This window comes from Rheinheimera gaetbuli (genome assembly GCF_054781935.1).
Map to the genome: position 1 here is coordinate 396,930 of NZ_BAAGTL010000012.1, position 26,118 is coordinate 423,047.

A 26,118-nucleotide genomic window follows, 5' to 3' on the forward strand; every position below is an offset into this window, starting at 1 on the left:
CCATAAAGTCAATTTTAATGCGTTTCTGCGTAATAAGTATTCGACTCTAGTATTATTGCTCTACCGAGCAAAGTGTGTAATGTTCCAGATACGGATTTTTTATAGTAAAACCAAACAAAAATTGTAATAGCCAGTTGTGAAATATATACTATTGCGGTTTTTAAACGGTTCACTCAGCAAGCGCTTTTTGCTGATCTGGCAGCACTGATCCAGCTGACGCAAAAAGGTGTATTGGTTTTGGGTGTTGACTGTTTATACAGCAATGACAACGACAATGACAACAAGAGCTCGATTATGGGCATCGATGGGCAAGCACTGTGAAAAAACAAAGACCAGTAAATCTAGACCTCTCTACCATATCGTTTCCGGCACCAGCCATAGCGTCAATTTTGCACCGGGTTACCGGCGTGGCATTGTTTTTCGCTTTGGTGTTCGTTATTTGGGCCTGGGCATATTCGCTGCAGGACCAACAGAGCTTTGATTTTGTTGAAGCACTGATGACGTCGCACCTGGCTAAGTTTATTGCCTGGGGCACTATCACTGTTCTTATCTATCACTTGGTTGGCGGTGTCCGTCACCTGATCATGGATATGGGACATTGGGAAGAGCTTAAATCCGGTAACTTAAGCGCTAAAGTAACAATTGCGCTGTGGTTAGTATTAGCAGTATTAGCAGGAGTATGGTTATGGTTTTAAACCAGGCAAGCTTAAAACGCGATGGCGTGCAGGATTACGTGTCGCTGCGCGCAACAGCCATCGTGCTGGCGCTGTACAGCGTTTTTATTCTGGGTTTCTTCCTTGTTACGCCGGAAGTGACCTTTGAAGTGTGGCAAGCCCTGTTTGCCAACACCCTGGTAAAAGTGTTTACCTTGTTAGCCTTAGTGTCTATTGCCGTGCACACCCGCATTGGTTTGTGGCAGGTGCTGACTGATTACATCAAATCAGCGGCTCTGCGCGCAGTATTACAATTCTTCCTTTATGCGCTGGCTTTCGCTTATGTAGCGGTTGGCTTGTTTGTTTTGTGGGGTGCTTAAGTGAATATTCCTGTAAGAGAGTTTGATGCCATCGTAATTGGCGCAGGTGGTGCCGGTATGCGTGCTGCCCTGCAAATTACGCAGTCTGGTTTAAGCTGTGCCTTGTTATCTAAAGTGTTCCCAACCCGTTCACATACCGTGTCTGCGCAGGGCGGTATTACTGTAGCCTTGGGTAACAGCCACCCGGATAATTGGGAATGGCACATGTTTGATACGGTAAAAGGGTCGGATTACATCGGCGACCAGGACGCTATCGAATATATGTGTAAAACCGGCCCGGAAGCGATTACCGAGTTGGAGAACATGGGCTTACCGTTTTCGCGTTTTGAAAACGGCCGCGTGTACCAGCGCCCTTTTGGTGGACAATCGAAGAATTTCGGCGGTGAGCAAGCTGCTCGTACCGCCGCAGCGGCTGACCGTACCGGTCATGCCTTACTGCACTTGTTGTATCAGCAAAACGTAAAGAACAAAACTCAGGTATTTTCTGAGTGGTATGCGCTTGACCTGGTAAAAAATCAGGACGGTGCTGTAGTAGGTTGTACTGCTATTGATATTGAAACCGGCGAAATTGTCTATTTCAAAGCCAAGGCTACAGTGCTGGCTACCGGTGGTGCGGGCCGTATTTATGCCTCGACCACTAACGCCCATATTAACACTGGTGACGGTGTGGGTATGGCGCTGCGTGCTGGTGTGCCACTGCAGGATATGGAAATGTGGCAGTTCCACCCAACGGGTATTGCCGGTGCCGGTACGTTAGTGACCGAAGGATGTCGTGGAGAAGGCGGTTATCTGCTGAATAAAGATGGCGAACGCTTTATGGAGCGTTATGCGCCCAATGCTAAAGACTTAGCTGGTCGTGACGTCGTTGCACGTTCAATGATGACGGAAATCCGCGAAGGTCGCGGTTGTGAAGGCCCTTGGGGCGTTCACATTAAACTGAAATTAGACCATTTAGGCGCCGAAGTATTAGAAAGCCGCTTACCTGGGGTTTGTGAGCTGTCTAAAACTTTTGCCCACGTTGATCCGGTAAAAGAGCCCATCCCGGTAATTCCAACCTGTCACTACATGATGGGTGGTATTCCTACCAACGTACACGGTCAGGTTATTAAACCAACGGCTGACGGTGGTGAATCTATTGTTGCGGGCTTATTTGCCTGTGGCGAAATCGCCTGTGTGTCGGTACACGGTGCTAACCGTTTAGGCGGTAACTCACTGCTGGACTTAGTCGTCTTTGGCCGTGCTACCGGCCTGCATTTAGGCGAAGCGCTGGCTGCGACTACAGAAGGCCGTGCAGCGTCACAGTCAGATCTGGACGCTGCTTTAGCGCGCACCCAGCGCTGGGAAGATACTAAGCCTGGTCAGGGTGAAGACCCGGTGCAAATTAAGAAAGACCTGCAAAAATGCATGCAGCTTAACTTCTCGGTATTCCGCGAAGGCGCTGCCATGGCTGAAGGTTTGGCTGAGTTAAAAGAAATTCGTGAACGGTTAAAGTTTGCCCGTCTGGATGATAAGAGCTCAGACTTTAACACCGCGCGTATTGAATGTTTAGAGCTGGATAACCTGATGGAAACGGCGTTTTCAACTGCGGTAGCGGCTAATTTCCGTACCGAAAGCCGTGGTGCACATGCCCGTTTTGACTTCCCGGATCGCGATGACGAGAACTGGTTATGCCATAGCGTGTACACACCGGAATCTGAATCAATGTTTAAGCGTAAAGTGAATCTGGAACCCAAATTCCGTGAAGCTTTTGCGCCTAAAGCACGTACGTACTAAGAGGGCACAGCGATGAAGAAGTTGGTATTCTCAATCTATCGTTACAACCCTGATGTCGACAAAGCGCCGCGCATGCAGGATTACACGCTGGATAACCCGGAAGGCCGGGACATGATGGTGCTGGACGCGCTAATCAAGTTAAAAGAGCAGGACGCAGGTTTATCGTTTCGTCGCAGCTGCCGTGAAGGCGTTTGTGGTTCAGACGGTTTGAATATTAACGGTAAGAACGGCTTGGCTTGTATTACACCATTATCAGCTGCGGGTTTAAAAGGCGGCAAAATTGTGGTGCGGCCACTGCCAGGGTTGCCGGTAGTGCGCGATCTGGTTGTCGACATGAGCCAGTTTTACACTCAGTACGAAAAAGTTAAGCCGTATCTGATTAACGACAGCAAATTACCACCAGCCGGTGAGTTTTTGCAGTCGCCGGAAGAACGCGCCAAGCTGGACGGTTTATACGAGTGTATCCTATGCGCCTGTTGCTCCACCTCATGCCCGTCATTTTGGTGGAATCCGGACAAGTTTATCGGCCCGGCCGGTTTACTGCATGCGTACCGTTTTCTGGCCGACAGCCGAGATACAGCGACTGAGCAACGGTTAAATGATCTGGACGATGCGTTCAGCGTATTCCGCTGTCATGGCATTATGAACTGCGTTAACGTATGTCCAAAAGGGCTTAACCCTACCAAGGCAATTGGTGAAATTAAATCAATGTTGTTAAACCGGGCGCTGTAATGCGCCCTTTTTTGGTATCTGAACAAAAAGCCACCGTTTGTTAAGCGGCGGTTTTTTTGCTACTTTTTCCAGGTGCGCGGAAATTAAGGGAAACTAAATGCACGAAGGTGTAATGAAGGCGTGGTTAGAGTCTTCTCATCTTGGCGGTGGCAACATGGCCTACGTCGATGAGCTCTATGAATCCTACTTAGCTGAACCAACTAGTGTCAGCGATGAATGGCGTGAGTTTTTCTCTAAACTGCCCAAGATCGACGGTGTTGACTTGGAAGTTCGTCATGCTGATATCAGACAACAATTTGCCGACTTGGCCCGCAATAAACACCGCGAAGTGGTGGTGGTAAATAGCGGCGCAGCGGCAGATAGTCGTCAGGTCAAAGTGTTGCAACTGATTAACTCCTATCGTTTTCGTGGCCATCAGCAGGCTAATCTTGACCCACTAGGCCTGTGGAAGCGCGCCCGGGTTCGTGATTTAGAGTTGTCTTATCACGACCTGTCAGAAACAGATTACGATACCGAGTTCAACATTGGATCATTTGCCATTGGCAAAGAAACGATGAAACTGGGTGATTTGCACAAAGCATTAGAGAAAACCTACTGTGGCTCTATCGGCGCTGAGTACATGCATATTGTCTCAACCGATGAGAAACGCTGGATCCAGCAACGGTTAGAGTCTATTCAGTCTGCGCCTTCTTATGACAAAAGCGTCAAAACCGGCATTTTGAAAGGCCTGGTTGCTGCAGATGGTTTAGAAAAATACCTGTCTTCCAAGTTTCCGGGCGCTAAACGTTTTGGCCTGGAAGGCGGCGATGCCATGGTGCCAATGCTCAAAGCGATGATACATCGTGCTGGTGAGCAGGGCGCTAAAGATTGTGTTATTGGTATGGCACACCGTGGTCGGTTAAATACGCTAATTAACGTACTGGGTAAGAACCCGTCAAAATTATTTGACGAATTTGCCGGCAAGTACGAGGTTGTGGGTGCGGGTGACGTAAAATACCATATGGGTTTCTCGTCTGATTTTGCCACTAGTGGTGGCAATGTGCATTTGGCGTTGGCGTTTAACCCCTCGCATTTAGAAATTGTAAACCCGGTAGTTATCGGCTCAGTGCGGGCGCGTTTAGACCGTCGTGGCTGTTCTGATGGCTCATTAGCGTTGCCTGTCACTATTCATGGTGATTCTGCTTTTGCCGGTCAGGGTGTTGTTGCGGAAACCTTTAATATTTCACAAACCCGTGCTTTTAAAGTGGGTGGTACCATTCGTCTGGTTATTAATAATCAGGTGGGTTTCACCACGTCTAACCCGGAAGACACCCGCTCAACAGAATACTGTACCGACATTGCTAAAATGGTGCAGGCGCCTATTTTCCATGTTAACGGTGATGATCCTGAAGCGGTGGTGTTTGTCGCTCAATTAGCAGTTGATTATCGCAATACCTTTAAACGTGATGTGGTAATTGACCTGGTGTGTTATCGCCGTAACGGCCATAACGAAGCGGATGAACCAAATGCTACCCAGCCGCTAATGTACCAAAAAATTAAGAAGCATCCTACGCCGCGCGAATTATATGCACAAAAGCTTATTGCCGAAGGTTTGTTCAGTAAAGAGCAAATAGATCAGTTAATTGAGCAATACCGCGATGCCTTAGATAAAGGTGATTGTGTGGTGGATGAATGGCGGCCGATGACAGAATCATCTGTTGATTGGACACCGTTTATTGGCCACGATTGGGATGCTACTTACGATGCCAGCTTGTCGGTTGAAAAACTGGTTGAGTTGGGTAAAAAAGCGACGGCTATTCCATCGTCACATGCCTTGCAACGTCAGGTAGGTAAGGTTTACGAAGACCGCGCGCTAATGCTGGCCGGTGAGAAAAAAATTGATTGGGGCTTTGCCGAAATTCTTGCCTATGCCGCAACAGTAGCAGATGGCAGTCGTATTCGTATCGTCGGTCAGGATTCTGGTCGTGGTACCTTCTTCCATCGCCATGCGGTATTGCATAATCAGGCTGATGGTTCCACCTACACGCCACTTGAACACATCAGTGACGACCAAGGTCCGTTCCAGGTGTATGATTCTGCCTTGTCAGAAGAGGCGGTGATGGCTTTTGAATACGGCTACGCCACGGCAGAGCCGCGTGCAATGGTAATTTGGGAAGGCCAGTTTGGCGACTTTGCTAACGGCGCCCAGGTTGTTATTGATCAGTTCTTAAGCTCAGGCGAGCAGAAGTGGGGCCGTCTGTGTGGTTTGACGCTGTTACTGCCACATGGCTATGAAGGCCAAGGGCCTGAGCATTCATCAGCCCGCTTAGAGCGTTTCTTGCAACTATGTGCTGATCACAATATGCAAGTGTGTGTGCCGACTACGCCAGCGCAGGTTTTTAACATGCTGCGCCGGCAAATGGTAAGGCCAATGCGTAGGCCGTTGATTGTTATGTCTCCTAAGTCGCTGTTACGCCACCCGCTGGCAACGTCGACGCTGGAAGAGCTGGCTGACGGCAAGTTCCACAATGTTATTGGCGAGATAGATGATATTAAGCCAGCGGATGTTAAACGTGTGGTGTTCTGCAGCGGCAAGGTATATTACGAACTGTTGGAAGAGCGGCGCAAGCGCGAGCAGAAAGATCTTGCTATTGTGCGGGTAGAGCAGTTGTACCCCTTCCCACACGATGAACTGGCAGAAGTATTAAGCCAGTACCAGCATGTAACGGATTTTGTCTGGTGTCAGGAAGAGCCGCAAAACCAAGGTGCGTGGTACTGTAGTCAACACCATTTCCGCTCTGCGATTCCTAAAGCTGGCTACCTGGCTTACGCAGGTCGCGAAGCGTCATCATCGCCGGCAGTGGGTTATCTGTCTGTACATAATAAACAGCAGCAGGCGTTAGTAAACGACGCATTGACGATAAAATAATTTATGGTCCGGCGCCAGTCGAGGCGCCGGCTGAACGAAATAAGACTAACCGGTAAAAGGTGAAAAAGTGGAAATTAAAGTACCCGTACTTCCAGAATCCGTTGCAGATGCAACCATCGCGACCTGGCACGTAAAAACTGGCGAAGCCGTTACACGCGATCAGGTATTAGTTGATATTGAAACCGACAAAGTGGTACTTGAAGTGGTTGCTCAGGCCGATGGCGTAATGGGCGAAATCATTCATGACACCGGTGCTACGGTAACGGCAGAAGAAGTAATTGGCAAAATGGAAGCCGGTGGCGCGCCAGCGGCGAAAAAAGATGACGCACCTGCTAAAGCTGAAGCCGCACCAGCTGCCGCTGATGACAGCAATGATGACGCCTTAAGCCCTTCAGTGCGTCGCATGATTGCGGAAAAAGGCTTAGATGCGAGCAAAATTAAAGGTACAGGCAAAAACGGCCGTGTTACTAAAGAAGATGTTGAGAAATTTGTTGCTGGCGCACCTGCCAAAGCAGCACCTGCAGCAGCCCCTGTTGCTGCGGTAGCTGGCGATCGTAGTCAAAAACGTGTGCCTATGACACGTTTACGCAAAACCATCGCTAACCGTCTGTTGGAAGCGAAAAACTCAACGGCCATGTTAACTACCTTTAACGAAGTGAACATGAAGCCGATTATGGAACTGCGTAAGCAATACCAGGACGTGTTTGAAAAGCGTCACGGTATCCGGTTAGGTTTTATGTCGTTCTATGTTAAGGCGGTTACCGAAGCGCTGAAACGCTTCCCTGAGGTTAATGCTGCGATTGATGGTGACGATATTGTTTACCACAACTATTTCGACGTCAGCATTGCGGTATCAACACCACGTGGTCTGGTTACCCCGGTACTGCGCGATTGTGACAAGATGAACCTGGCTGAAATTGAAAAAGCCATTAAAGAACTGGCGCTTAAAGGCCGTGATGGCAAGTTGGCTATGGACGACTTAACTGGCGGTAACTTTACTATCACCAATGGTGGTGTGTTTGGCTCGTTAATGTCTACACCAATCATCAACCCACCACAGTCCGCCATTTTGGGTATGCATAAAATCCAGGATCGCGTGATGGTTGTTGATGGCAAGATGGAAATTTTGCCAATGATGTATCTGGCACTGTCTTATGATCACAGAATTATCGATGGTAAAGAGTCTGTGGGTTTCCTGGTAACCATTAAAGAGTTGCTGGAAGATCCAACCCGTATTCTGCTGGATATCTAATTATCCAGAAGAAATAACTAAAAATGCTGTTGTTTTACGGACAACAGCATTTTTTATCACACCGGTTGGCACTATAATATGCGCCGATCAAAAGTCAGGTTGCACCAAAAGGGCAGCCTCCATATTCAAATGAACGGAAAATAGCCATGAATTTGCACGAGTATCAGGGTAAGCAACTGTTTGCCCAATATGGTTTGCCTGTATCTAAAGGCATTGCCGCAGCTACAGTTGAAGAAGCGGTAGCAGCTGCAGATATAATCGGCGGCGATATGTTTGTTGTCAAAGCACAGGTTCACGCTGGTGGCCGCGGTAAAGCGGGCGGTGTAAAGCTGGTTAAGAGCAAAGAAGACATCAAAGCTTTCGCAGAAAAATGGCTGGGTAAAAACCTGGTAACTTACCAAACAGACGAAAAAGGTCAGCCGGTAAGCCGTATTCTGGTTGAAACCTGTACCGATATCGCTAAAGAGCTGTATTTAGGTGCGGTGGTAGATCGCTCTTCACGTCGTATCGTGTTTATGGCGTCTACTGAAGGTGGCATGGAAATTGAAACCGTAGCCCACGAAACACCAGAAAAAATTCTGAAAGCCGCTATCGACCCGTTGGTTGGCGCTCAGCCATACCAGGGCCGTGAGTTAGCCTTTAAGCTGGGCCTGGAAGGCAAACAAATTAACCAGTTCGTGAAAATTTTCATGGGACTGGCCAAATTGTTCCAGGAAAAAGACCTCGCATTATTAGAAGTAAACCCGCTGGTTATTACCCCAGCCGGTGACTTGCACTGTTTAGATGCCAAACTGGTTATTGATGGCAATGCGTTGTACCGTCATCCTGAATTAAAAGAAATGCAGGACCCGTCACAGGAAGATCCACGTGAAGCTCATGCAGCATCATGGGAGCTGAACTATGTTGCCTTAGGCGGCGACATCGGTTGTATGGTTAACGGTGCAGGCCTGGCAATGGGCACAATGGACATCGTTAAACTACATGGTGGCCAACCAGCTAACTTCTTAGATGTTGGCGGTGGCGCAACTAAAGAGCGCGTAGTAGAAGCGTTCAAAATTATCCTGTCTGATACTGCGGTCAAGGCCGTTTTCATTAACATTTTCGGCGGTATCGTGCGTTGTGACATGATTGCTGAAGGTGTTATTGGCGCAGTAAAAGAAGTTGGCGTTAAAGTACCGGTTGTTGTGCGTCTGCAAGGTAACAACGCAGAACTGGGGGCTAAAGTACTGCAAGAAAGCGGCCTGAACATTATCGCTGATACAGACCTGACTGGCGCTGCCAAGCAAGTTGTTGCAGCAGCGGCTAAGGCATAAGGGGTAAGCAATGAGCGTTTTAATTAATAAAGATACCAAAGTAATTTGTCAGGGCTTCACTGGTGCACAGGGTACTTTTCACTCTGAGCAAGCCATTGCTTACGGTACTAAAATGGTTGGCGGTGTAACGCCGGGTAAAGGCGGTCAAACGCATTTAGGTTTACCGGTATTTAATACTGTACAAGAAGCGGTAGATGCTACCGGCGCTACTGCGTCTGTGATCTATGTACCGGCGCCTTTCTGTAAAGATTCTATTTTAGAAGCCGCAAACGGTGGCATTAAGCTGATTGTTTGTATCACTGAAGGTATTCCGACGCTGGACATGCTGGATGCGAAAGTAAAATGTGACGAATTAGGCGTAGTGTTAATTGGTCCTAACTGTCCAGGTGTTATTACACCAGGTGAATGTAAAATTGGTATTATGCCAGGCCACATTCACAAGCCGGGTAAAGTAGGTATCGTTTCACGTTCAGGCACCCTGACTTATGAAGCGGTAAAACAAACTACCGATTACGGTTTTGGCCAGTCTACCTGTGTTGGTATCGGTGGTGACCCAATTCCTGGTTCTAACTTTATCGACATCCTGAAGTTATTCCAGGACGATCCGCAAACTGAAGCCATCGTTATGATCGGTGAAATTGGTGGTTCTGCAGAAGAAGAAGCGGCTGCTTATATCAAGCAGCACGTGACGAAGCCTGTAGTATCTTATATTGCCGGTGTAACTGCACCAGCAGGTAAGCGTATGGGCCACGCCGGCGCTATCATCTCTGGCGGTAAAGGTACTGCAGACGAGAAATTCGCAGCATTAGAAGATGCCGGTGTTAAAACCGTGAAGAGCTTAGCCGATATCGGTAAAGCACTGAAAGAGATCACTGGCTGGTAATTCGCCGCTGATTATTTGATGTTAAGAAACCCGTCTTTAAGGCGGGTTTTTTTATTTTGCTCTTAAGATTAATTTAAGTTTGCTAATGCACACTGTTTATAACGGTAACACAGGAGTCCGTTATGACCAGTCTGATGCGTAGTGTTGAGTCGTTCAAAAGTGCTGGAGTTGTTGATTTCAGCACAGAGCAGCTTACTGTTGAAAACCATCATGTTAACCAACCCGGGCATGGTGACCTGCAATTGATTGAGCCGCAGCATCCGCTTCGGGCATCACTGCAGCAGTTTATAGTGCAGGGCTTTGCCAGTCATTATCAGGCCAGTGTACAGCAGTTTATGCCTCACTTGCTTGGCGTCTCACTGTCTGGGCATTGGCAGGCTGCATTGGGTATTCGTTTTGCCTCTGCCGGTCGCATGTTTACCGAGCAATATCTGCCCGCGGCGGCAGAGCAGGTAATGCGCGCACATAATATAGCCTGTGACAGAGCCTCCGTTGCCGAAATTGGTCAGCTGTATGCACAAAGCCGTCAGGCGCTGATGCAACTGTTTGTGTTGCTGGTTCAAGCGCTGCATCAGTTAAAGGTGCAACGGTTGTTATTTGCAGCAACGGCCGATCTGAAGCGTTTGCTAACCCGGCACGGTATTACACTTACAGAAATCGCTGATGCGTCGGCAACCTGTCTGGGCGACAAAGCTTCAGATTGGGGTACTTACTACCAAAGCCAACCTAAAGTATGCGTACTATCCGTCGCACAGGCGGCAGAGCGTATTCAATCTGACCAACGTCTGGTGCAGTTGATTTTTAAACACTGGCCGCAACTCCATGCTTTGGTTGATACCCTGAAGGAGACTATCTGATGCAATTCTCGCTGACAGATTCTGCGCGTCTTACCGATGCTCAAAGTGGTTATACATTGGATAGTGCGGCGATACAGCGCCGGATAAACCAGTGGCAAACGTTGTTGCAGGGCTATGATGCTAATCGGGTGGTGCTCACTGCTGATAGCAGTATCAGCTGGATACTGGCAGATCTGGCGTGTTTGACCGCGGGTATTTTACTTACACCGTTACCGACTTATTTAAGCGATACTCAGCGTGGTGCAGTACTGAATAGTTTGCAGCCGGATTTATGGTTGAGCGACTGCGAAATTAACGATGCTGCATGCACTTTGCTGGAAGAATTCGATGGTTTACTGCTGTATCGCCGGCAAGTAAACGGCAGCGTTGCGGTAGCTCACGGCACACAAAAAATCACGTTTACGTCAGGTTCAACCGGCAACCCCAAAGGCGTGTGTTTATCTGCCCGCAGTCAGTTAGATGTGGCGCTGGCGTTAAAGGTCAGAGTAGAACATATCATCAGCGGCTGTCCGCGGCATTTATGTTTGTTGCCACTGCCGACCTTACTGGAAAACATCGCCGGGGTTTATGCGCCTTTGCTTGCCGGTGGCGAAGTTATTGTAGCACCGGATGCGCTGCGGGGATTTTGCGGTAGCCGCTTAACAACACCACAGCTGTTATTACAGTTAATTGGTGTGCAAAAGCCAAAAAGCCTGATTTTAGTTCCGGAGCTGTTAAAAATGCTGGTCCAGGCAGCGTCAGCTGGCTGGAATGTACCGGCAAGCCTGGAGTTTATTGCTGTTGGCGGCGCTTATGTTTCAGCGGATTTACTGAAAAAAGCCGCAGTGCTTGGGCTGCCGGTTTACCAGGGGTATGGCCTGAGCGAATGTAGCTCTGTGGTTGCGCTGTCTGACATTAATCCTGCAGAGGCCTCTGAAAGTGTAGGCCAACCACTGGCGTGTCGCGATGTTCAGATCATCGATGGTGAACTTGTGGTTGATACGCCTTTTCTTGGTTATTTAGGCGAGGCTGATTCGGCAACAAAAAAGGTATATACCGGCGATTTGGCTGAATGGACTATACATGGCGGGCTGCGCATTTTGGGTAGACGCAAAAATCTGTTTATTAACAGCTTTGGCCGGAATATTTCACCGGAATGGGTAGAAACAGCACTGACCGACAGCGGCGTGGTGCAACAGGCCATGCTGCTTGGTGATGCCCAACCGCATTGCTCGGCGTTATTGTTCGCATCAGCCGATGTCAGCGATACACAGCTGGCAGAGGCTGTGCAAAAGGTGAACAAGCAATTACCAGATTATGCCACCGTGGTGAGTTACCACCGGCTAACAGAACCCTTTACTGCGCAGCGCGGCACATTAACCGACAATGGCCGGCTGCGGCGCAACCGCATTGAACAATGTTATGCAGCACAAATTTCAGCACTGTTTTCAGGAGACAAATATGAACTTTTATCAATCCCTGCTTGAAGCAACCAGCGAAGAGCGTAATTACCTGCTAAGTGCGCCAATGATTAAACGCTGCTTTGAAGGTGATTTTACGCTGGACCATTATGTAGCGTTTTTATTACAGGCTTATCATCATGTTAAGCATACTGTGCCTCTTTTGATGGCGGTTGGTGCGCAGTTGCCTGAAGAGAAAGAATGGTTACGCGAGGCCGTGGCTGAATACATTGAGGAAGAATTGGGTCACCAGGAATGGGTACTGAATGATATTGCCGCCTGTGGCTTTGATAAGCAGCAGGCAAGACTCAGTACACCGGCATTTGCCACCGAAATGATGGTTTCTTATGCCTATGATGCAATAAGACGCACTAATCCGCTGGCCTTTTTTGGCATGGTACTGGTACTGGAAGGCACGTCTATTAACCTGGCAGAGCAAGCTGCATCGCATATTGCCGGTAAATTGGGCTTACCACGCAAAGCGTTTTCTTATCTGAATTCACACGGTGCTTTGGATCAGGAGCATATTAAATTCTATGAAAACCTGATGAACAATATTACTGCCGAAGAGGATCAGGCCGTTATTGTGCATGCTGCCAAGCGTTTTTACCGCTTGTATGGCGATATTTTCCGCTCGCTGGAAGCACCTCACGGCCTTCAACGTCAGGAGCAGGCAGCATGAACCGGTTACAAGGCAAACGGGTATTGCTTACCGGTGCTACTGGCGGCATTGGCCGTGCGGTGTTAACGCAATTGCTGCTGTGTGGTGCAAAGGTGGTGATTACCGGACGCGACCAACAAAAGCTTACAACTCTAGCTGCCTGTGCTCCGGAGCAAATCGTCACCTTCGCAGGTGATTTGACTGATATGACAACGCTGGATGCTTTATTTGCCTTTTGTCAGCAGCAGGGAGGGATCGATATTTTGATAAACAATGCCGGTATCAGTCAGTTCTCTGCGGCGACAGGGCAACAACTAACCGCGCTGATAACCACTAATTTGTTAGCGCCGGTGCTGCTTACGCAATTGTTTTTACCTGTATTGAAGCAACGTAACGGCACCATTTTAAATGTTGGCTCTACTTTTGGCAGCATTGGCTATGCCGGTTTTACCGGCTATTGTGCGGCTAAATTTGGTTTGCGCGGCTACACAGAAGCACTGCAGCGCGAGGTGGCTGACAGCGGGATGCAGGTGTTGTACCTCGCCCCGCGCGCTACTGATACTGCTATTAACACCGCAGAAGTGAATGCATTAAACCGTGCGTTGCACCAGGGCGTTGATACCCCGGAGCAGGTTGCCAATGCGTTGATTAAACAATTGCTCAGTGGCAAAAAACGTCGCTTCTTAGGCGCTGCAGAGAATATCTTTGTCAGGTTAAATGCGCTGTTTCCGTCTGTTGTTGACAATGCTCTGGGCGGTAAGCTTAAACAGATAAAACAACATTTTATTGGCACTGGCGTAAAAAACAGTGCGGAGGTGTAATATGAAAATTAAAACATTGCTGGCCTTTACTTTGCTGTTATCCGCAAACGCAGCACAGGCTGATGTGTTCGATGATATTAAGCCACTGCAGCAGCGCTGGGCTGAAGTAAACTATCAGTTGGAAGAGAGCGAGCGTGAGAGCGCGTTTGATGCATTGCTTAAGCAAGCCGATGAAGTAGTCAAAGCGAATAGCGACAAAGCAGAAGCCTATATATGGCGCGGCATTATTGCCTCCAGCTACGCCGGAGCAAAAGGCGGTTTGGGGGCCTTGTCGTTAACCGGGCAATCAAAGGATGATCTGGAGCAGGCCATAGCACTGAATGACACTGCCTTGCAGGGCTCGGCGTATACCAGTTTGGGTGTACTGTACTACAAGGTTCCCGGCTGGCCGGTAGGTTTTGGCAGCGACAAAAAAGCCCGGGCTATGTTAACCAAGGCTATTGAGTTAAACCCACAAGGTATTGATCCAAATTATTTTTATGCAGAGTTTTTGTTGGAAGAGCGCGACTACAATGCGGCAATGCGCTATCTTGAGATAGCAAAACTGGCACCGGCCAGGCCGGACCGCCCGCTTGCTGATAGCGGTCGTCAGCAAGAGATTGCGGCACTGGAGCATAAGCTAAACAAGAAGCTGAAAAAGTAACAGAGAGGCATAATGCGTTTACTGCTGGTAGAGGATGATATAGCACTGCGTGATGGCTTGCAGCAGGCGCTTACCGGTCAGGGGTTTGCGGTAAATGCGGTAAGCAGCGGCCAGCAGGCGCTTGCTGTGGTGCGCGCAGGCGATTGCGACAGCGTTATTTTAGATTTAGGTCTGCCGGACATGGATGGTCTGTCGGTGCTAAAACAATTGCGGCAAAAATGTCCGCGCATGCCGGTATTAATTTTAACCGCTCGAGATGACATTGAAGACCGTATCAAAGGGCTGGATTACGGCGCTGATGATTATTTGGTTAAACCCTTTGCCGCTCCTGAGTTGTTTGCCCGGCTGCGCGTAATAGAGCGCAGGTTAGGTACGGCATCAAGCCATTTAATTCGTTGCGGTGAGGTTGAGCTTGATAGCAGTGCGATGCATGCCAGTATAGACGGTGAGCTGATTTCCCTTTCGCGTCGCGAGTATGTGCTATTAAAAGAGCTGATGGAGTCTGCCGGGCGCATTAAAACCCGCGAGCAGCTAGAAGCCAGTTTGTACAGTTGGGGTGAGGAGGTCGCAAGCAATGCTTTGGAAGTCCATATATCTAATTTGCGTAAAAAGTTACCTGCCGGGTTTATCCGCACCGTTCGTGGGGTAGGTTACAGTATCAGCCGGCCATGACCTCCGTTCGGCGTTACCTTATTTCAGTATTAATTGCTGTGCTGGTATTGACCAGCTTTTTGGCAGCGCTGCAAAGCTATCGTTTAAGTGCTGACAGAGCCACGGATCTTTTTGATCAGGACTTACAGCAAGTCGCGGCGGCAATTCTTAACCAATATCAGCTGCAGGTGCCGGAAGCAGGCCAGGGACTGGCTATTCAGCTGGGGCAGCATGGTAAGTTAACCTATAGCAGTGAGCAGGCTCCGCGTGAACTGCTTAAGGCGCCGGTGGGGTTCTCTGAGCAGAACTTTTCCGGCAAGCGCTGGCGAGTCTATGTACAGCTAAGCAATGATGGCTGGCAAATAATGGTGGCGCAACCGCTTCAGCAGCGCTTACAACTGGCCGATGAAGTCATTACCGCGTCTATTTATCCGGTTGTGCTGAGTTTACCGTTTCAGGCGTTGCTGATTTGGCTGGTGGTAAGCCGGGCTTTACGTCCGTTGCATGAATTTTCTACCCAGCTGACGTCTCGCAAAGCCGATGAGTTAGCACCGGTAAAGTTAAAGCAGGTACCGGCTGAGCTTAGGCCGGTTCTCAGTTCAACCAACAGTTTATTCGAACGCTTGTCCGGTGCTTTTGCCCGCGAAAAGCGTTTTGCGTCAGATGTAGCGCACGAACTTCGTACGCCGCTAAGTGTGTTGGAAATAACCTTATTTAATGCACTAACGCGCTGGAAGCAGCAGGGCATGTCAGAAACCGATGAGAGTATGGTGGCGCTGCAACAGGGAGTAGAACGCATGCGTCATCTTATTGAGCAAATTATGTTGCTTAACCGCACGCATCCGGATAACTTTCAGGCCAAAACCAAACTGTTGGATTGGGCGGCGCTGTGCCGCGACGTAGTGGCCGAATGGTATAGTCAGTTGGAACAAAAGCAGCAGCAAATCAGCATTGACGGAGCAGAGCATCTTGAGGTTAAAGCCGACGAGTTTGCACTGCGGCTGTTAGTGTCTAACTTACTGGGAAATGCCATAAAATATACGCCCGTGCATGGACAGATAATATTAACCCTAACGCATACGTCAAAAGCCGCGATACTTGAGGTTGCAGATTCCGGCCCCGGTATTGCGCCAGAGGAATATCAGCAGGTCTTTGACCGTTTTTATCGTGTCGGTGGCGACAGGCATCATTCCGGGGCGCCAGGCTCAGGTTTGGGCTTGGCAATAGTAAAGGACATTGTCATGTTACATAGCGGCAAAATCAGCCTGGGTAAATCTGACTTTGATAGTGGTTTAAAGGTCAGGGTGGAGCTGCCGCTATGATGAGGTTGTTGCGCTGGTGTTATGTAGCGCTGCTACTGTTGCCGTTAAATGCTCTGGCACGGCAAGAGTTTGTGCTGGTACTCAAAGACCATTTGTTTACTCCCTCACACATACGCGTACCTGCCGGGGTAAAAATAAAAGTGCGCTTGGTCAATCAAGATCCGACACCGGAAGAGTTTGAAAGCTTTGCGTTAAACCGCGAAAAAGTCGTGCTGGGTAATAGCGAAGCGATATTGTATTTAGGGCCACTTCAAGCCGGTGAGTATGATTTTTTTGGAGATTTTCATCCTGATAGTGCCAAAGGCATATTAATTGCGGTACCGGAGCAGGAATGGCAACAACAGCAGGTACAACATGTTGATTAATGCTGTGTTGGTGTACACCCGGGAATTGCTGCCGGTACTGTTGTTATTGGCACTAATCTTACGTTTGCAACAGGCCGCAAAGCTGACGTTGTTGCTGCAGGGCGCAGGGGGGTCGCTACTGCTAATGTTGTTATTGGCACCATGGCTTAGCCAAATTACTCAAATGGCACAGGGCAATGGCCTGGAGCTACTGTTTGTTTTTGCGCATTTGCTGACGTTATTTGCTTTGGTTATCCGTGGCTGGTCGGCTAAATGGCAACGCAGTGCGGTTATATTGGCAATATCCGCTCAAGCGTTGTTGTGCGGTATCAATTTATTGTTGTACGGCCTAACCAGCCCGGGCTCGCATGGTGCGTCAGAGAGTATTTGGCTTGGTGCGGTATTAGGTATCGGTATAGGCCTGAGTATTGCCGTATTGTGGTATCAACTGTTGGCTGAGTTGGAAAATTTCAGCGCTGCGGTGTTGGCGTTGATGACAGGCTTTATCGGCGCACGGCAAAGCAGTGAGATTGTGGCGCTACTGGGGCAAATTGATTGGGTGTCGTCCGGCAGGGCAATATGGGACAGCAGTATGCTTATCAGCGAACAATCGGAAGCGGGTGTGTTTTTACATGCATGGTTTGGTTATGAGGCTACGCCTGATGCACTGCAGCTGGGTTGCTGGGGCTTTACCCTGGTGCTAATAACAATATTTTGGCAGTGGCGGAGACAAAAGCAATGAAACAAATACAGCTAAGTGTCTTATTGTTTGCTCTTGCGGTAAGTACAACAGCCATGGCAGACGGCAGGGTGGTTGATAAGGTATATCATCCTTATGTTCAGCCGTTGGAACGTAATTTTGAATATCGTGCCTTATACCAGCGCCAGGCAGATCATCCAAACAATAATGCTATGGCACAGAAACTTGGTTATGGTTTTTCCATTGCTGATGATATGGCTTTGTCCTGGTATATATTGGCAGAACGGGTAATGCCCGATGATTATACTGTCGCTGGCTATGAAGTTGAACTGCGCTGGATGTTAACCGAGCAGGGGCAATACAGTTGGGATTGGGGGCTGTTGTTTGAGTTAGAGCATCAACAGCAAACCGACAATAACGAATTTACCACTGGCCTGCTGGTCGAAAAAGAATTTGAGCATACCAGTCTGACTGTTAATGCATTGCTGGTGTACGAGTGGGGCGCCAATATTGAAGAAGAAATCGAAGCGGAATTTCGTTTTCAGTATCGTTATCGTTTTTTACCCGCTTTGCAGCCGTCATTGGAGATCTATGCCGGGGAGGGTTTCAAAGGGGCGGGGCCTGGTTTTATGGGGGTACATAAATTTAGCAATACCCGCCAATTGAAATGGGAGGCTGCTATTGTTTTTGCTATAGACAACGATACCATTGACCGTACGCTGCGCTTTGCGCTTGAGTATGAGTTTTAAAATTGTTCAAAGCACTAAAATCTGAACAATTCGCCAATAGCGGCAGTAGTCAGCGTTGTTTCAGCTGCTATAATGCCGCATCTTAATTTAGTTCCCGTAACAAAAGGACAGCGCATTTTATGGCGGACGCAGAACATCGCCCAAGCAATTTTATCCGGCAAATTATTGATACCGATTTAGCTTCCGGCAAGCATAACGCGGTGCAAACCCGTTTTCCGCCTGAGCCTAACGGTTATTTACATATTGGCCATGCCAAATCTATTTGTCTGAATTTCGGCATTGCGCAGGATTACCAGGGTAAGTGCAACCTGCGCTTTGATGATACCAACCCGGAAAAAGAAAACGTCGAGTTTGTTAACTCAATTTCGCACGACGTGAACTGGTTGGGTTTTCAGTGGAGTGGTGAAGTACGTTATTCGTCTGACTATTTTGATGCGCTGTATGGCTACGCGGTAGAGCTGATTAATAAAGGCCTGGCCTACGTATGTTTTTTAAATGGCGAGCAAATGCGCGAATATCGCGGTAATTTAACCCAGCCAGGCAAGCCCAGCCCAACCCGCGATACCAGCCCGGCAGAAAACCTGGCGTTGTTTGAGAAAATGCGTGCCGGTGGCTTTAAAGAAGGTGAATGTTCGCTGCGCGCTAAAATTGATATGGCGTCCAGCTTTATGTGTATGCGCGACCCGGTAATTTATCGTGTTAAGTTTGCCCATCATCATCAAACCGGCGATACCTGGTGCATCTACCCGATGTACGACTTTACCCATTGTATTTCTGATGCGCTGGAAGGCATTACCCATTCACTGTGTACCCTGGAGTTTCAGGATAACCGCCGTTTGTACGACTGGATCCTGGACAACATTACTATTGCCTGTCACCCGCAACAGATTGAATTTTCCCGTTTAAACCTGGAATACGCGGTAATGAGCAAGCGTAAGCTGCAAACGCTGGTTGAGCAAAACGTGGTGTCCGGTTGGGACGACCCGCGTATGCCCACTATTGCCGGTTTACGCCGCCGTGGTTTCACACCGGCGGCTATTCGTGAGTTTGCCAAACGCATTGGTGTCACCAAACAAGACAACGTGATTGAAATGAGCGCTTTGGAAGCCTGTATTCGTGAAGATTTAGACGCCGCAGCACCACGTGCTATGGCTGTGTTAGATCCGCTTAAGGTCACCATTACTAACTACCCGGCTGATGGCATCGAGTGGCTGGATTCACCAAACCACCCGAAAGACGACACTATGGGCAGCCGTAAACTGCCGTTTGGGCCGGTAGTGTATATCGACCGCGCTGATTTTCGTGAAGAAGCCAACAAAAAGTACAAGCGTTTGGTATTAAACGGTGATGTGCGCTTGCGTAATGCTTATGTTATTCACGCCGATGAAATATTAAAAGACGCTGACGGTAATATCATTGAACTGAAGTGCAGCTATTTGCCGGAAACGCTGGGTGAAAACCCGGCAGATGGCCGCAAAGTGCGTGGTGTTATTCACTGGGTTGAAGCGACAAATGCTGTGTCGGCAGAGTTTCGTGTATACGACCGCTTGTTCAGCGTAGCCAACCCGGCAGCAGAAGATGACTTTTTGACTGTGGTGAACCCGCAATCGTTAGTGATTAAACACGGCCTGGTAGAGCCATCACTGAAAGACGCTAAAGCAGAGCAGGCTTATCAATTTGAGCGCGAAGGCTACTACTGTGCTGATAACCGCGATTCAACCGCCGACAAGCTGGTGTTTAACCGTACTGTAGGTCTGCGTGACAGCTGGGGTAAAGAAGAAGAGTAAGTATTATTTTACTGCAATAAATAAAGGCCGCATCGCGGCCTTTATGTTGTGTTAAAACAGGCAATAGCAGCGCTGTTATTTTTTAAGCACCAGCCCAAGACCGACCACTACAGCAATGGCGCCGCCCACTAAAAACCAGATGGAATTGTCGGTTGGATTACCCGTTACCAGTTCAGTGACTTGTGACGCATGTGAGTTATATTCCGTGTAGCCAAAATACAGCAATATGGCGCCAGCCACTAATGCAGCAAGCCCTAAGATTTTATTCATAATCAGCCTCTCTTTTTATGTTTAATGGCACCGTAGCGGCATTTTTATAAGGCAATTATCAGTTTTTAGACGACTATTTTTGATAGTTTTCGTCGATACTTGCAAATACACCATGGCACAGTTATCAGAAGTTGAACAGCTATGCGCTTAATTTTACTGCTTAACCTTTGTTTTATATTACCGGCTCTGGCTGCAGAGTTGGTGCGTTATCCTGCTATTGCGCATGTTGAAGATCCGCGCTCAGTTTATCCTTTGGCACTACTGGAGATGGCATTGGCACGCTCAGGGCGCCAATATCAGTTGCAAAGCAGTGCTGAGCCTATGTCAAAATCGCGTAGTATGATTTTTTTGAAAGAAAATACAGAACTGGATGTGTTGTGGACCATGACATCGGTTGAACGGGAGCTGGATCTGCGGCCCATTCGTATTCCGATATTCAGAGGGCTTAGCGGTTATCGCGTTATGCTGATCCCCGCCGCACAGCAGCACAAATTTGCCAGTACAGTGCCCAGTACCAGCATTAAGCGGTTAGTTTATGCGCAGGGCCATGATTGGGTAGATAGCAAAATACTGCAGCTAAACGGCTTTAAAGTAGTGGGGGCGGCACACTATGATAATCTTTTTCTCCTGCTGGAAAAACAACGTGTAGATGCCGTGCCACGTAATGCGCTGGAAATAGCCGATGAGGCGTTAATGCTGGCATCACGTGGCATTGTAATAGAGCAAAACTGGCTGCTGCATTATCCGACAGCCAGCTATTTTTTTGTCAACCCTGCAAATGAGCAATTAGCGATGGATCTTGAAAAAGGTCTGCTGAAAATGTTAAACGACGGTAGTTTTGAGCGACTATTTCAGCAGTTTTTTGCTGGCCATCTGGCAGAGCTTAATTTACCTAAACGTCAGCTCATCAAGTTAAAAAATCCGCTATTGCCGGCACAAACGCCTATTCAGGATCATCGACTCTGGTATTATCTTCAGTAATCTATTAACACCCTTACTTGGCACAGGATGGCATATGGAATTATTGTTTGCCGTGTTATTTTTTGCATTTTCTACCACTATTACCCCAGGGCCAAACAATGTGATGATTATGTCGTCTGGTGTTAATTATGGCATTAGAGCCAGTTTGCCGCACTGGTTAGGCATCTGTTTAGGTTTCCCGCTAATGGTATTGTTAGTGGGACTGGGGTTTGGTGCTGTGTTTGACCGTTACCCGCATTTGCATCAGCTGATTAAAGTACTGGGTGTTGCTTACCTTATTTGGCTAGCTTGGCAAATTGCCAGCGCTGAGCCCAAAGCGATAGAGCAGGGCAAAAGTAAACCCTTTAGTTTTATCCAGGCGGCCCTGTTTCAATGGATCAATGGCAAGGCTTGGGTAATGGCTAGTGGCGCAGTGGCTGCCTTTACCAGTGTCGGTGGTGTGTACTGGTTGGAAGTAAGTATTATCACACTGGCTTTTTTGTTAGTCGCCTTTCCTTGTGTTGGTGTTTGGCTGGTGTTTGGTGCTGCACTGCGCAATCTACTAACTAAAGCGCTGTTTCAGCGTATCTTTAATATAGCAATGGCATTAATTTTAGTGTTATCTGTAGTACCGGTAATACAAGAGATCTGGCACTATTATTTTACGCCTGTGCGTAGTTAGCACCATTTCAGGAGTGTAAGTTATGAGATTAGTGATTTTGTTGTTAACTATTTTGCTGCTGGGAGCCTGTGCCAGCAAGCCAATCCAACCAACCGAGCAAGCCGGAATAGTGTGGTTGGATGTGCGCAGCGCAGAGGAGTATGCTGGCGGCCATATATCAGGGGCAATCAATATTCCGTACACGGAAATTGCAGAACGTATCGGCCAGTTGAAGCTGGAAAAAGATACCGAAATAGCGTTGTATTGTGGTAGTGGCCGGCGTGCCGGTATAGCGATAGAAGCATTGCAACAGTTGGGCTACAGCCAGCTGACCAATCGCGGTGGCTACGAGGCATTGCAGCAAACATCTAAGTAACGAAATGAATGGTAACGAAGAAAAAATAGTATTGGAACATGAAGCCGCCCGCTTGTTTATGCGACTTTATGAACAGCGCTTTGGTATAACAATGCGGCATATCTGGCATAATGAACCGGCACGGCCTGATGTGTCCTGTTATTATGATGATCAGAAGCTGGATCTGGAAATTGCTCATCTATATGGTAGTGAAGTCGAAGCGATGCATATTCTCGGACGAGAGCTTAGCTACAATACTCACAAAGAGCTTTTAGCATTGCTGCGTACCCCTGCAGAGCATCGGTTGCTTACCGCATTAAACCGGCTGATTAGTAATAAAGCCGAAAAGAGCTATCAGACTGAGCGTGTATGGCTGGTAATTCGAAACGCCAACCCGCTGTGGACCCGACGCGATATTTTAAGCCTCTACAAGAAGTTACATATGCCAAAAAAACATCCGTTTGAGCAAATCTGGCTAATTGGCGATCTGCAGGGACAAAGCGGAATTTTAGCCCTTTATCCTGCAACATTAACCGTATTGGAGCATGGCTAATGTTGGCGTTTTATCAGCGCTGGGCTTACTGGCTTAAGCCACTTCGCTTGCTGTTTTTGCTTGGCGCCACTGCTGCGCTGGGCATGTTTGCCTGGTTACTATTCGCCGCTGATGCTGAGCTAGGCGCGCGTTGGCAGCTAAGTGCAGTGGTACTGGCAATTAGCTGTGCCGTATTGTGGCTATGGGGCATTTTGTTTGCCCGTAAATTCATTGCCAGTGCGCCCCCCACATCATTATGGCAGCGTGTAAAACACCGGCTGATGCTAGCCAGTTATTATGTATTAGCACTGTTGTTTAGCATCATACTGCTGACTACACTATATCTTGGCCTGCGCGCGCTTAAAGGTATAATAGCTGCCGCATTTTTTTAACGGGCCGGATATACTGTGACCACTTTTGAAACGCTGGCGCCGCGGCGCTGGGATATTTTTTGCGCTGTTATCGACAACTTTGGTGACATTGGCATCTGCTGGCGGCTAGCGCGGCAATTGGCAGCAGAGCATGCTGTACAGGTAAGGCTGTGGGTGGATGATTTATCCAGTTTTCAGAAAATTTGTGCTGAAATTGATCCTGACAAAGCCCTGCAGCAAGTCGCAGCAGTGCAAATCCGGCATTGGTCGACTGATATCGACTGGACAACAGAGTCTGTGGCACAAGTTGTTGTTGAGGCATTAGCCTGCACCATTCCGCTGGCGTATCAGCAACAAATGGCGTTGCAGCAACAAAAGCCGTTGTGGCTAAATTTGGAATACTTGTCGGCCGAAGACTGGGTTGAAGGTTGTCATGCCCTGCCATCACCCCAGCCACATTTGGCGCTGGATAAGTATTTTTTCTTTCCGGGTTTTACCGGCGAAACCGGTGGTTTATTACAAGAAGCCGGCTTGCAACGCCAGGCTGCGGCTTTTATTGGCGATTTCGACGCTCAGCAGACATTTTGGCGAGGCCTCGGCATTGCTGATAGTGACGGCTACAAACAAAAGATTTCGTTATTTGCCTATGACCATCCGCAGCTTGAAAGCTTGCTCGAGTGTTGGCAAAACGCTGAAACGCCAATACTCTGTGTTGTGCCCGAAGGTATGCTGGCTAACCAACTTAGCAAACTATACCCGGCGCTTAACGTTGCTAAAAACCCAGCGCGCGATATTACTCTGGGCATGCTGCGGTTAAAAATATTGCCATTTATTGCCCAGGCAGAGTACGACAAACTGTTGTGGGCCTCTGATATCAACTTTGTTCGTGGTGAAGATTCGATTATCCGCGCTCACTGGGCGGCTAAACCTTTTATCTGGCAAATATACCGCCAGGCAGAGCTTGCCCATTTGGATAAACTTCATGCCTTTATGCAGCGTTACTGTGAACCTATGCCATCAGCCTTAGCTGATGCTGTGCGTGAATTCTGGTTAGCCTGGAATACCGACACAATGCTGCGCCACAGTTGGCAGAAATTTAGTGCATTATTGTGCCAAATCGCCGACTATAACCAGCAATGGCGCACGGAGTTAACGGCAAATGGAGATCTTGCCAGCAACCTCGTGCACTTTGTTGAAAAAAAATTTATAATGCGACGCAATTTTTCCTAACGAGAAGATATTTCAGTCATGATGAAGACAGCTCAAGAACTGCGTGCTGGCCAGGTGATTATGGTTGGCACTGAAGCAATGGTAATTTTAAAGGCCGAGTTTAACAAATCAGGTCGTAACGCTGCCGTTGTAAAAATGAAAATGAAAAACCTGTTAAATGGTCAGGGCATGGAAACGGTATACCGTGCTGATGACAAATTTGAACAGGTTCTGCTGGAAACGAAAGAAGTAACCTATTCTTACTTCGCTGATCCAATGTACGTATTTATGGATCAGGAATACAATCAGTTTGAAGTTGAAGCTGAAAACATGACCGAAGCACTGAAGTACCTGGTTGACGGTATGGAATGTTCGGTAGTGTTTTACAATGAACGTCCAATCTCTGTTGATTTGCCAACAGTAGTAGTACGCACAGTTACGTACACTGAACCAGCAGCGCGTGGCGACACGTCAGGCAAAGTATTAAAGCCAGCTAAAATTGAAACTGGTTTTGAACTGATGGTTCCTGCTTTCGTTGAAGAGGGCGATAAAATCGAAATTGACACCCGTACCGACGAATACCGCAGCCGCGCCAAGTAATACTGGCAGGTTGATATAAAAAAGGCGCGCCAGCGCCTTTTTTATTACCCGGAGATAAGCAATGCCATCAGAAAAACAAAAAATGTTAAGCGGTGACTGGTACAACCCGCTGGATAAAGAGCTTAGTGCCCAGCGGCTGACGGCGCGTAAGCTACAGCATCAGTTTAACCACAGCGCACCCGATGATGAGGCGCAGCGCCGACAACTGTTAAAGCATTGGCTACCCAATACCGGCAAGCATTTTTATGTTGAGCCACCGTTTTATTGTGATTATGGCTATAACATTACCTCTGGCAACAAGGTGTTTTTTAATTTTAACTGTGTGGTACTTGATGTTGCGCCAGTGCGTATTGGCAACAATGTGTTCTTTGGCCCTGCAGTACAAATTTATACCGTTAACCATCCGCTGGATGCTGCTAAACGCCGTACTTTGCTAGAGCAGGCTATGCCAGTAACGATTGGCGATGATGTGTGGATTGGCGGTGGAGCTGTGATTCTACCAGGCGTCAGCATCGGTGATGGCAGCGTTATTGCAGCCGGCAGTGTGGTAACCAAAGATGTGCCACCGGGCGTACTAGCCGGTGGTAATCCGTGTAAAGTAATAAAAACACTTAGTGATTGTGAAGAGCTAGCGTGACAGCAAGTACAAATCGGCCAGTGTCATATTATCACCGCCCGGTTTAAGCTGGCTTAGCAATAACAAGGCGGTGCTGTAGGCATCTTCCAGCGCGTGATGGTTGGCCATTTCAGGTAAACCATGCCGTTTTAAGCAACTGGGTAGCTTTAGTGCATCATGTTTTACTATCTTGCCCTGACGCAACAAACGTTGCCATTCAATTTTAAGGGTATCAATAAACTTAAATCGCGGCGTTTTAGCAAAGCAACGTTGGCAAGCGGCACGCAAAAATTGCTCATCTAACTGGCTGTGATGGGCCACAAATACATAACCTGCATAGCGTGTCAATAGTTCGGTTAGTACCTCAGATAGCTCGTGAGCATCTTTTAGTTGATGATCATGTAAACCGTGATATACCGCACTTTGGCCAACACTCACCGGGCTGTTGATCAGGTAGTGTTTAGCTTCTGACAGCACAATTTCATGCTGTCGCACAGGCACCCACCCCATACTGACAATATGGTCTTTGCGCGGGTTTAAGCCGGTGAGTTCAAAATCCAGCACCAAAAATTGACTGTCTTTGGCTAATGTCATCGGGCTTGGAAACGGCCTGGCAATAAAATGACTTACTGCCTGATGAATAGGAGGCCTTTTAATGGCTAGCCAGCGTAACATG

General features: G+C 48.1%; 29 protein-coding genes. 27 read left to right on the top strand and 2 right to left on the bottom strand.

From position 1 onward, the window contains the following. Positions 1-317: 317 nt before the first annotated feature. From sdhC to glnS, 19 genes are all read left to right on the top strand, one after another. Entirely contained in the window at positions 318-695 is a 378-nt protein-coding gene (gene sdhC, locus ACYVIC_RS12380) for a succinate dehydrogenase, cytochrome b556 subunit (protein WP_460860365.1), read from the top strand. After that, the gene (gene sdhD / locus ACYVIC_RS12385) at positions 686-1,033 is read left to right on the top strand and encodes a succinate dehydrogenase, hydrophobic membrane anchor protein (RefSeq protein ID WP_460860367.1); all 348 of its coding nucleotides are present in this window, start codon (positions 686-688) and stop codon (positions 1,031-1,033) included. The genes sdhC and sdhD overlap by 10 nt, the downstream gene beginning before the upstream one ends. Next, the gene (gene sdhA, locus ACYVIC_RS12390; RefSeq protein ID WP_460860369.1) at positions 1,034-2,806 is read left to right on the top strand and encodes a succinate dehydrogenase flavoprotein subunit; all 1,773 of its coding nucleotides are present in this window, start codon (positions 1,034-1,036) and stop codon (positions 2,804-2,806) included. It abuts the gene before it with no gap. A gap of 12 nt (positions 2,807-2,818) precedes the next feature. Next, positions 2,819-3,538, top strand: a complete 720-nt coding sequence (locus ACYVIC_RS12395; RefSeq protein ID WP_460860371.1) for a succinate dehydrogenase iron-sulfur subunit — start codon at positions 2,819-2,821, stop codon at positions 3,536-3,538. A 97-nt stretch (positions 3,539-3,635) separates the two neighbouring features. Continuing rightward, complete coding sequence (gene sucA, locus ACYVIC_RS12400) at positions 3,636-6,446, top strand: 2-oxoglutarate dehydrogenase E1 component (RefSeq protein ID WP_460860373.1); 2,811 nt, start codon at positions 3,636-3,638, stop codon at positions 6,444-6,446. Between the two features lie 67 nt (positions 6,447-6,513). Continuing rightward, complete coding sequence (odhB, locus tag ACYVIC_RS12405; RefSeq protein WP_460860376.1) at positions 6,514-7,698, top strand: 2-oxoglutarate dehydrogenase complex dihydrolipoyllysine-residue succinyltransferase; 1,185 nt, start codon at positions 6,514-6,516, stop codon at positions 7,696-7,698. Positions 7,699-7,844: 146 nt separating this feature from the next. Further along, complete coding sequence (sucC, locus tag ACYVIC_RS12410; protein WP_460860378.1) at positions 7,845-9,011, top strand: ADP-forming succinate--CoA ligase subunit beta; 1,167 nt, start codon at positions 7,845-7,847, stop codon at positions 9,009-9,011. Between the two features lie 10 nt (positions 9,012-9,021). Beyond that, a complete protein-coding gene (gene sucD, locus ACYVIC_RS12415) occupies positions 9,022-9,894 on the top strand; it encodes a succinate--CoA ligase subunit alpha (protein ID WP_205310740.1) in 873 nt (290 codons plus the stop codon). A 122-nt stretch (positions 9,895-10,016) separates the two neighbouring features. Next, the gene (locus ACYVIC_RS12420) at positions 10,017-10,751 is read left to right on the top strand and encodes a thermostable hemolysin (protein WP_460860380.1); all 735 of its coding nucleotides are present in this window, start codon (positions 10,017-10,019) and stop codon (positions 10,749-10,751) included. Then, positions 10,751-12,217, top strand: coding sequence for an AMP-binding protein (locus tag ACYVIC_RS12425; protein WP_460860381.1), 1,467 nt, complete (start codon positions 10,751-10,753; stop codon positions 12,215-12,217). Before ACYVIC_RS12420 ends, ACYVIC_RS12425 begins: the two co-directional genes overlap by 1 nt. After that, positions 12,192-12,872 carry a TenA family transcriptional regulator gene (locus ACYVIC_RS12430; protein ID WP_460860383.1) on the top strand — a complete coding sequence of 227 codons (681 nt, stop codon included), beginning with the start codon at positions 12,192-12,194 and terminating at the stop codon, positions 12,870-12,872. Before ACYVIC_RS12425 ends, ACYVIC_RS12430 begins: the two co-directional genes overlap by 26 nt. After that, positions 12,869-13,672: an SDR family oxidoreductase gene (locus ACYVIC_RS12435; protein ID WP_460860385.1), complete on the top strand. Its 804-nt coding sequence runs from the start codon at positions 12,869-12,871 to the stop codon at positions 13,670-13,672. The genes ACYVIC_RS12430 and ACYVIC_RS12435 overlap by 4 nt, the downstream gene beginning before the upstream one ends. 1 nt (position 13,673) lies before the next feature. Then, positions 13,674-14,315, top strand: a complete 642-nt coding sequence (locus ACYVIC_RS12440) for a hypothetical protein (protein ID WP_460860387.1) — start codon at positions 13,674-13,676, stop codon at positions 14,313-14,315. A 12-nt stretch (positions 14,316-14,327) separates the two neighbouring features. Continuing rightward, the gene (locus tag ACYVIC_RS12445; protein ID WP_460860389.1) at positions 14,328-14,987 is read left to right on the top strand and encodes a response regulator; all 660 of its coding nucleotides are present in this window, start codon (positions 14,328-14,330) and stop codon (positions 14,985-14,987) included. After that, complete coding sequence (locus ACYVIC_RS12450; RefSeq protein WP_460860391.1) at positions 14,984-16,288, top strand: sensor histidine kinase; 1,305 nt, start codon at positions 14,984-14,986, stop codon at positions 16,286-16,288. The genes ACYVIC_RS12445 and ACYVIC_RS12450 overlap by 4 nt, the downstream gene beginning before the upstream one ends. After that, positions 16,285-16,653 carry a cupredoxin domain-containing protein gene (locus ACYVIC_RS12455; RefSeq protein ID WP_460860393.1) on the top strand — a complete coding sequence of 123 codons (369 nt, stop codon included), beginning with the start codon at positions 16,285-16,287 and terminating at the stop codon, positions 16,651-16,653. Before ACYVIC_RS12450 ends, ACYVIC_RS12455 begins: the two co-directional genes overlap by 4 nt. Further along, positions 16,643-17,374: an FTR1 family protein gene (locus ACYVIC_RS12460; RefSeq protein ID WP_460860395.1), complete on the top strand. Its 732-nt coding sequence runs from the start codon at positions 16,643-16,645 to the stop codon at positions 17,372-17,374. Before ACYVIC_RS12455 ends, ACYVIC_RS12460 begins: the two co-directional genes overlap by 11 nt. Further along, on the top strand, positions 17,371-18,081 hold the full coding sequence (locus ACYVIC_RS12465) for a hypothetical protein (RefSeq protein ID WP_460860396.1): 711 nt from the start codon (positions 17,371-17,373) through the stop codon (positions 18,079-18,081). Before ACYVIC_RS12460 ends, ACYVIC_RS12465 begins: the two co-directional genes overlap by 4 nt. A gap of 119 nt (positions 18,082-18,200) precedes the next feature. Next, positions 18,201-19,868 (top strand): glutamine--tRNA ligase, encoded by a 1,668-nt coding sequence (gene glnS, locus ACYVIC_RS12470; protein WP_460860398.1) that lies wholly within the window; start codon positions 18,201-18,203, stop codon positions 19,866-19,868. Positions 19,869-19,943: 75 nt separating this feature from the next. On the opposite strand, the gene ACYVIC_RS12475 is transcribed toward glnS, so the two are convergent. Then, complete coding sequence (locus ACYVIC_RS12475) at positions 19,944-20,138, bottom strand: DUF3185 family protein (protein ID WP_460860399.1); 195 nt, start codon at positions 20,136-20,138, stop codon at positions 19,944-19,946. 141 nt (positions 20,139-20,279) lie between these two features. Here ACYVIC_RS12475 and ACYVIC_RS12480 point away from each other — a divergent pair, with 141 nt between their 5' ends. From ACYVIC_RS12480 to ACYVIC_RS12515, 8 genes are all read left to right on the top strand, one after another. Beyond that, on the top strand, positions 20,280-21,119 hold the full coding sequence (locus ACYVIC_RS12480) for a hypothetical protein (protein ID WP_460860401.1): 840 nt from the start codon (positions 20,280-20,282) through the stop codon (positions 21,117-21,119). A 34-nt stretch (positions 21,120-21,153) separates the two neighbouring features. Further along, positions 21,154-21,780 (top strand): LysE family translocator, encoded by a 627-nt coding sequence (locus ACYVIC_RS12485; RefSeq protein WP_460860402.1) that lies wholly within the window; start codon positions 21,154-21,156, stop codon positions 21,778-21,780. 22 nt (positions 21,781-21,802) lie between these two features. Continuing rightward, positions 21,803-22,135 carry a rhodanese-like domain-containing protein gene (locus ACYVIC_RS12490; protein WP_460860403.1) on the top strand — a complete coding sequence of 111 codons (333 nt, stop codon included), beginning with the start codon at positions 21,803-21,805 and terminating at the stop codon, positions 22,133-22,135. Positions 22,136-22,139: 4 nt separating this feature from the next. Further along, positions 22,140-22,667 (top strand): hypothetical protein, encoded by a 528-nt coding sequence (locus tag ACYVIC_RS12495; protein ID WP_460860405.1) that lies wholly within the window; start codon positions 22,140-22,142, stop codon positions 22,665-22,667. Then, a complete protein-coding gene (locus tag ACYVIC_RS12500) occupies positions 22,667-23,038 on the top strand; it encodes a hypothetical protein (protein ID WP_460860407.1) in 372 nt (123 codons plus the stop codon). The genes ACYVIC_RS12495 and ACYVIC_RS12500 overlap by 1 nt, the downstream gene beginning before the upstream one ends. 15 nt (positions 23,039-23,053) lie before the next feature. Beyond that, positions 23,054-24,247 carry an elongation factor P maturation arginine rhamnosyltransferase EarP gene (earP, locus tag ACYVIC_RS12505; RefSeq protein ID WP_460860408.1) on the top strand — a complete coding sequence of 398 codons (1,194 nt, stop codon included), beginning with the start codon at positions 23,054-23,056 and terminating at the stop codon, positions 24,245-24,247. A gap of 18 nt (positions 24,248-24,265) precedes the next feature. Next, positions 24,266-24,826 carry an elongation factor P gene (gene efp, locus ACYVIC_RS12510; protein ID WP_218573460.1) on the top strand — a complete coding sequence of 187 codons (561 nt, stop codon included), beginning with the start codon at positions 24,266-24,268 and terminating at the stop codon, positions 24,824-24,826. 61 nt (positions 24,827-24,887) lie between these two features. Then, positions 24,888-25,463: a sugar O-acetyltransferase gene (locus tag ACYVIC_RS12515; protein WP_460860410.1), complete on the top strand. Its 576-nt coding sequence runs from the start codon at positions 24,888-24,890 to the stop codon at positions 25,461-25,463. Here ACYVIC_RS12515 and ACYVIC_RS12520 read toward each other — a convergent pair. Then, complete coding sequence (locus ACYVIC_RS12520) at positions 25,455-26,117, bottom strand: 3'-5' exonuclease (protein WP_460860412.1); 663 nt, start codon at positions 26,115-26,117, stop codon at positions 25,455-25,457. The genes ACYVIC_RS12515 and ACYVIC_RS12520 overlap by 9 nt on opposite strands. Position 26,118 lies beyond the last annotated feature (1 nt).

Excerpts from the sequence above, each read along its gene's own strand:
- ACYVIC_RS12480 (WP_460860401.1), top strand. The coding sequence starts at position 20,280 with ATGCGCTTAATTTTACTGCTTAACCTTTGTTTTATATTACCGGCTCTG.
- ACYVIC_RS12445 (WP_460860389.1), top strand. The coding sequence starts at position 14,328 with ATGCGTTTACTGCTGGTAGAGGATGATATAGCACTGCGTGATGGCTTG.
- sucA (WP_460860373.1), top strand. The coding sequence starts at position 3,636 with ATGCACGAAGGTGTAATGAAGGCGTGGTTAGAGTCTTCTCATCTTGGC.
- sucD (WP_205310740.1), top strand. The coding sequence starts at position 9,022 with ATGAGCGTTTTAATTAATAAAGATACCAAAGTAATTTGTCAGGGCTTC.
- ACYVIC_RS12500 (WP_460860407.1), top strand. The coding sequence starts at position 22,667 with ATGTTGGCGTTTTATCAGCGCTGGGCTTACTGGCTTAAGCCACTTCGC.
- sdhD (WP_460860367.1), top strand. The coding sequence starts at position 686 with ATGGTTTTAAACCAGGCAAGCTTAAAACGCGATGGCGTGCAGGATTAC.
- ACYVIC_RS12450 (WP_460860391.1), top strand. The coding sequence starts at position 14,984 with ATGACCTCCGTTCGGCGTTACCTTATTTCAGTATTAATTGCTGTGCTG.
- ACYVIC_RS12465 (WP_460860396.1), top strand. The coding sequence starts at position 17,371 with ATGAAACAAATACAGCTAAGTGTCTTATTGTTTGCTCTTGCGGTAAGT.
- glnS (WP_460860398.1), top strand. The coding sequence starts at position 18,201 with ATGGCGGACGCAGAACATCGCCCAAGCAATTTTATCCGGCAAATTATT.
- sucC (WP_460860378.1), top strand. The coding sequence starts at position 7,845 with ATGAATTTGCACGAGTATCAGGGTAAGCAACTGTTTGCCCAATATGGT.
- ACYVIC_RS12455 (WP_460860393.1), top strand. The coding sequence starts at position 16,285 with ATGATGAGGTTGTTGCGCTGGTGTTATGTAGCGCTGCTACTGTTGCCG.
- ACYVIC_RS12440 (WP_460860387.1), top strand. The coding sequence starts at position 13,674 with ATGAAAATTAAAACATTGCTGGCCTTTACTTTGCTGTTATCCGCAAAC.
- ACYVIC_RS12475 (WP_460860399.1), bottom strand. The coding sequence starts at position 20,138 with ATGAATAAAATCTTAGGGCTTGCTGCATTAGTGGCTGGCGCCATATTG.
- ACYVIC_RS12495 (WP_460860405.1), top strand. The coding sequence starts at position 22,140 with ATGAATGGTAACGAAGAAAAAATAGTATTGGAACATGAAGCCGCCCGC.
- ACYVIC_RS12395 (WP_460860371.1), top strand. The coding sequence starts at position 2,819 with ATGAAGAAGTTGGTATTCTCAATCTATCGTTACAACCCTGATGTCGAC.
- ACYVIC_RS12490 (WP_460860403.1), top strand. The coding sequence starts at position 21,803 with ATGAGATTAGTGATTTTGTTGTTAACTATTTTGCTGCTGGGAGCCTGT.
- ACYVIC_RS12485 (WP_460860402.1), top strand. The coding sequence starts at position 21,154 with ATGGAATTATTGTTTGCCGTGTTATTTTTTGCATTTTCTACCACTATT.
- ACYVIC_RS12520 (WP_460860412.1), bottom strand. The coding sequence starts at position 26,117 with ATGTTACGCTGGCTAGCCATTAAAAGGCCTCCTATTCATCAGGCAGTA.
- efp (WP_218573460.1), top strand. The coding sequence starts at position 24,266 with ATGATGAAGACAGCTCAAGAACTGCGTGCTGGCCAGGTGATTATGGTT.
- ACYVIC_RS12435 (WP_460860385.1), top strand. The coding sequence starts at position 12,869 with ATGAACCGGTTACAAGGCAAACGGGTATTGCTTACCGGTGCTACTGGC.
- ACYVIC_RS12420 (WP_460860380.1), top strand. The coding sequence starts at position 10,017 with ATGACCAGTCTGATGCGTAGTGTTGAGTCGTTCAAAAGTGCTGGAGTT.
- ACYVIC_RS12515 (WP_460860410.1), top strand. The coding sequence starts at position 24,888 with ATGCCATCAGAAAAACAAAAAATGTTAAGCGGTGACTGGTACAACCCG.
- ACYVIC_RS12430 (WP_460860383.1), top strand. The coding sequence starts at position 12,192 with ATGAACTTTTATCAATCCCTGCTTGAAGCAACCAGCGAAGAGCGTAAT.
- ACYVIC_RS12460 (WP_460860395.1), top strand. The coding sequence starts at position 16,643 with ATGTTGATTAATGCTGTGTTGGTGTACACCCGGGAATTGCTGCCGGTA.
- ACYVIC_RS12425 (WP_460860381.1), top strand. The coding sequence starts at position 10,751 with ATGCAATTCTCGCTGACAGATTCTGCGCGTCTTACCGATGCTCAAAGT.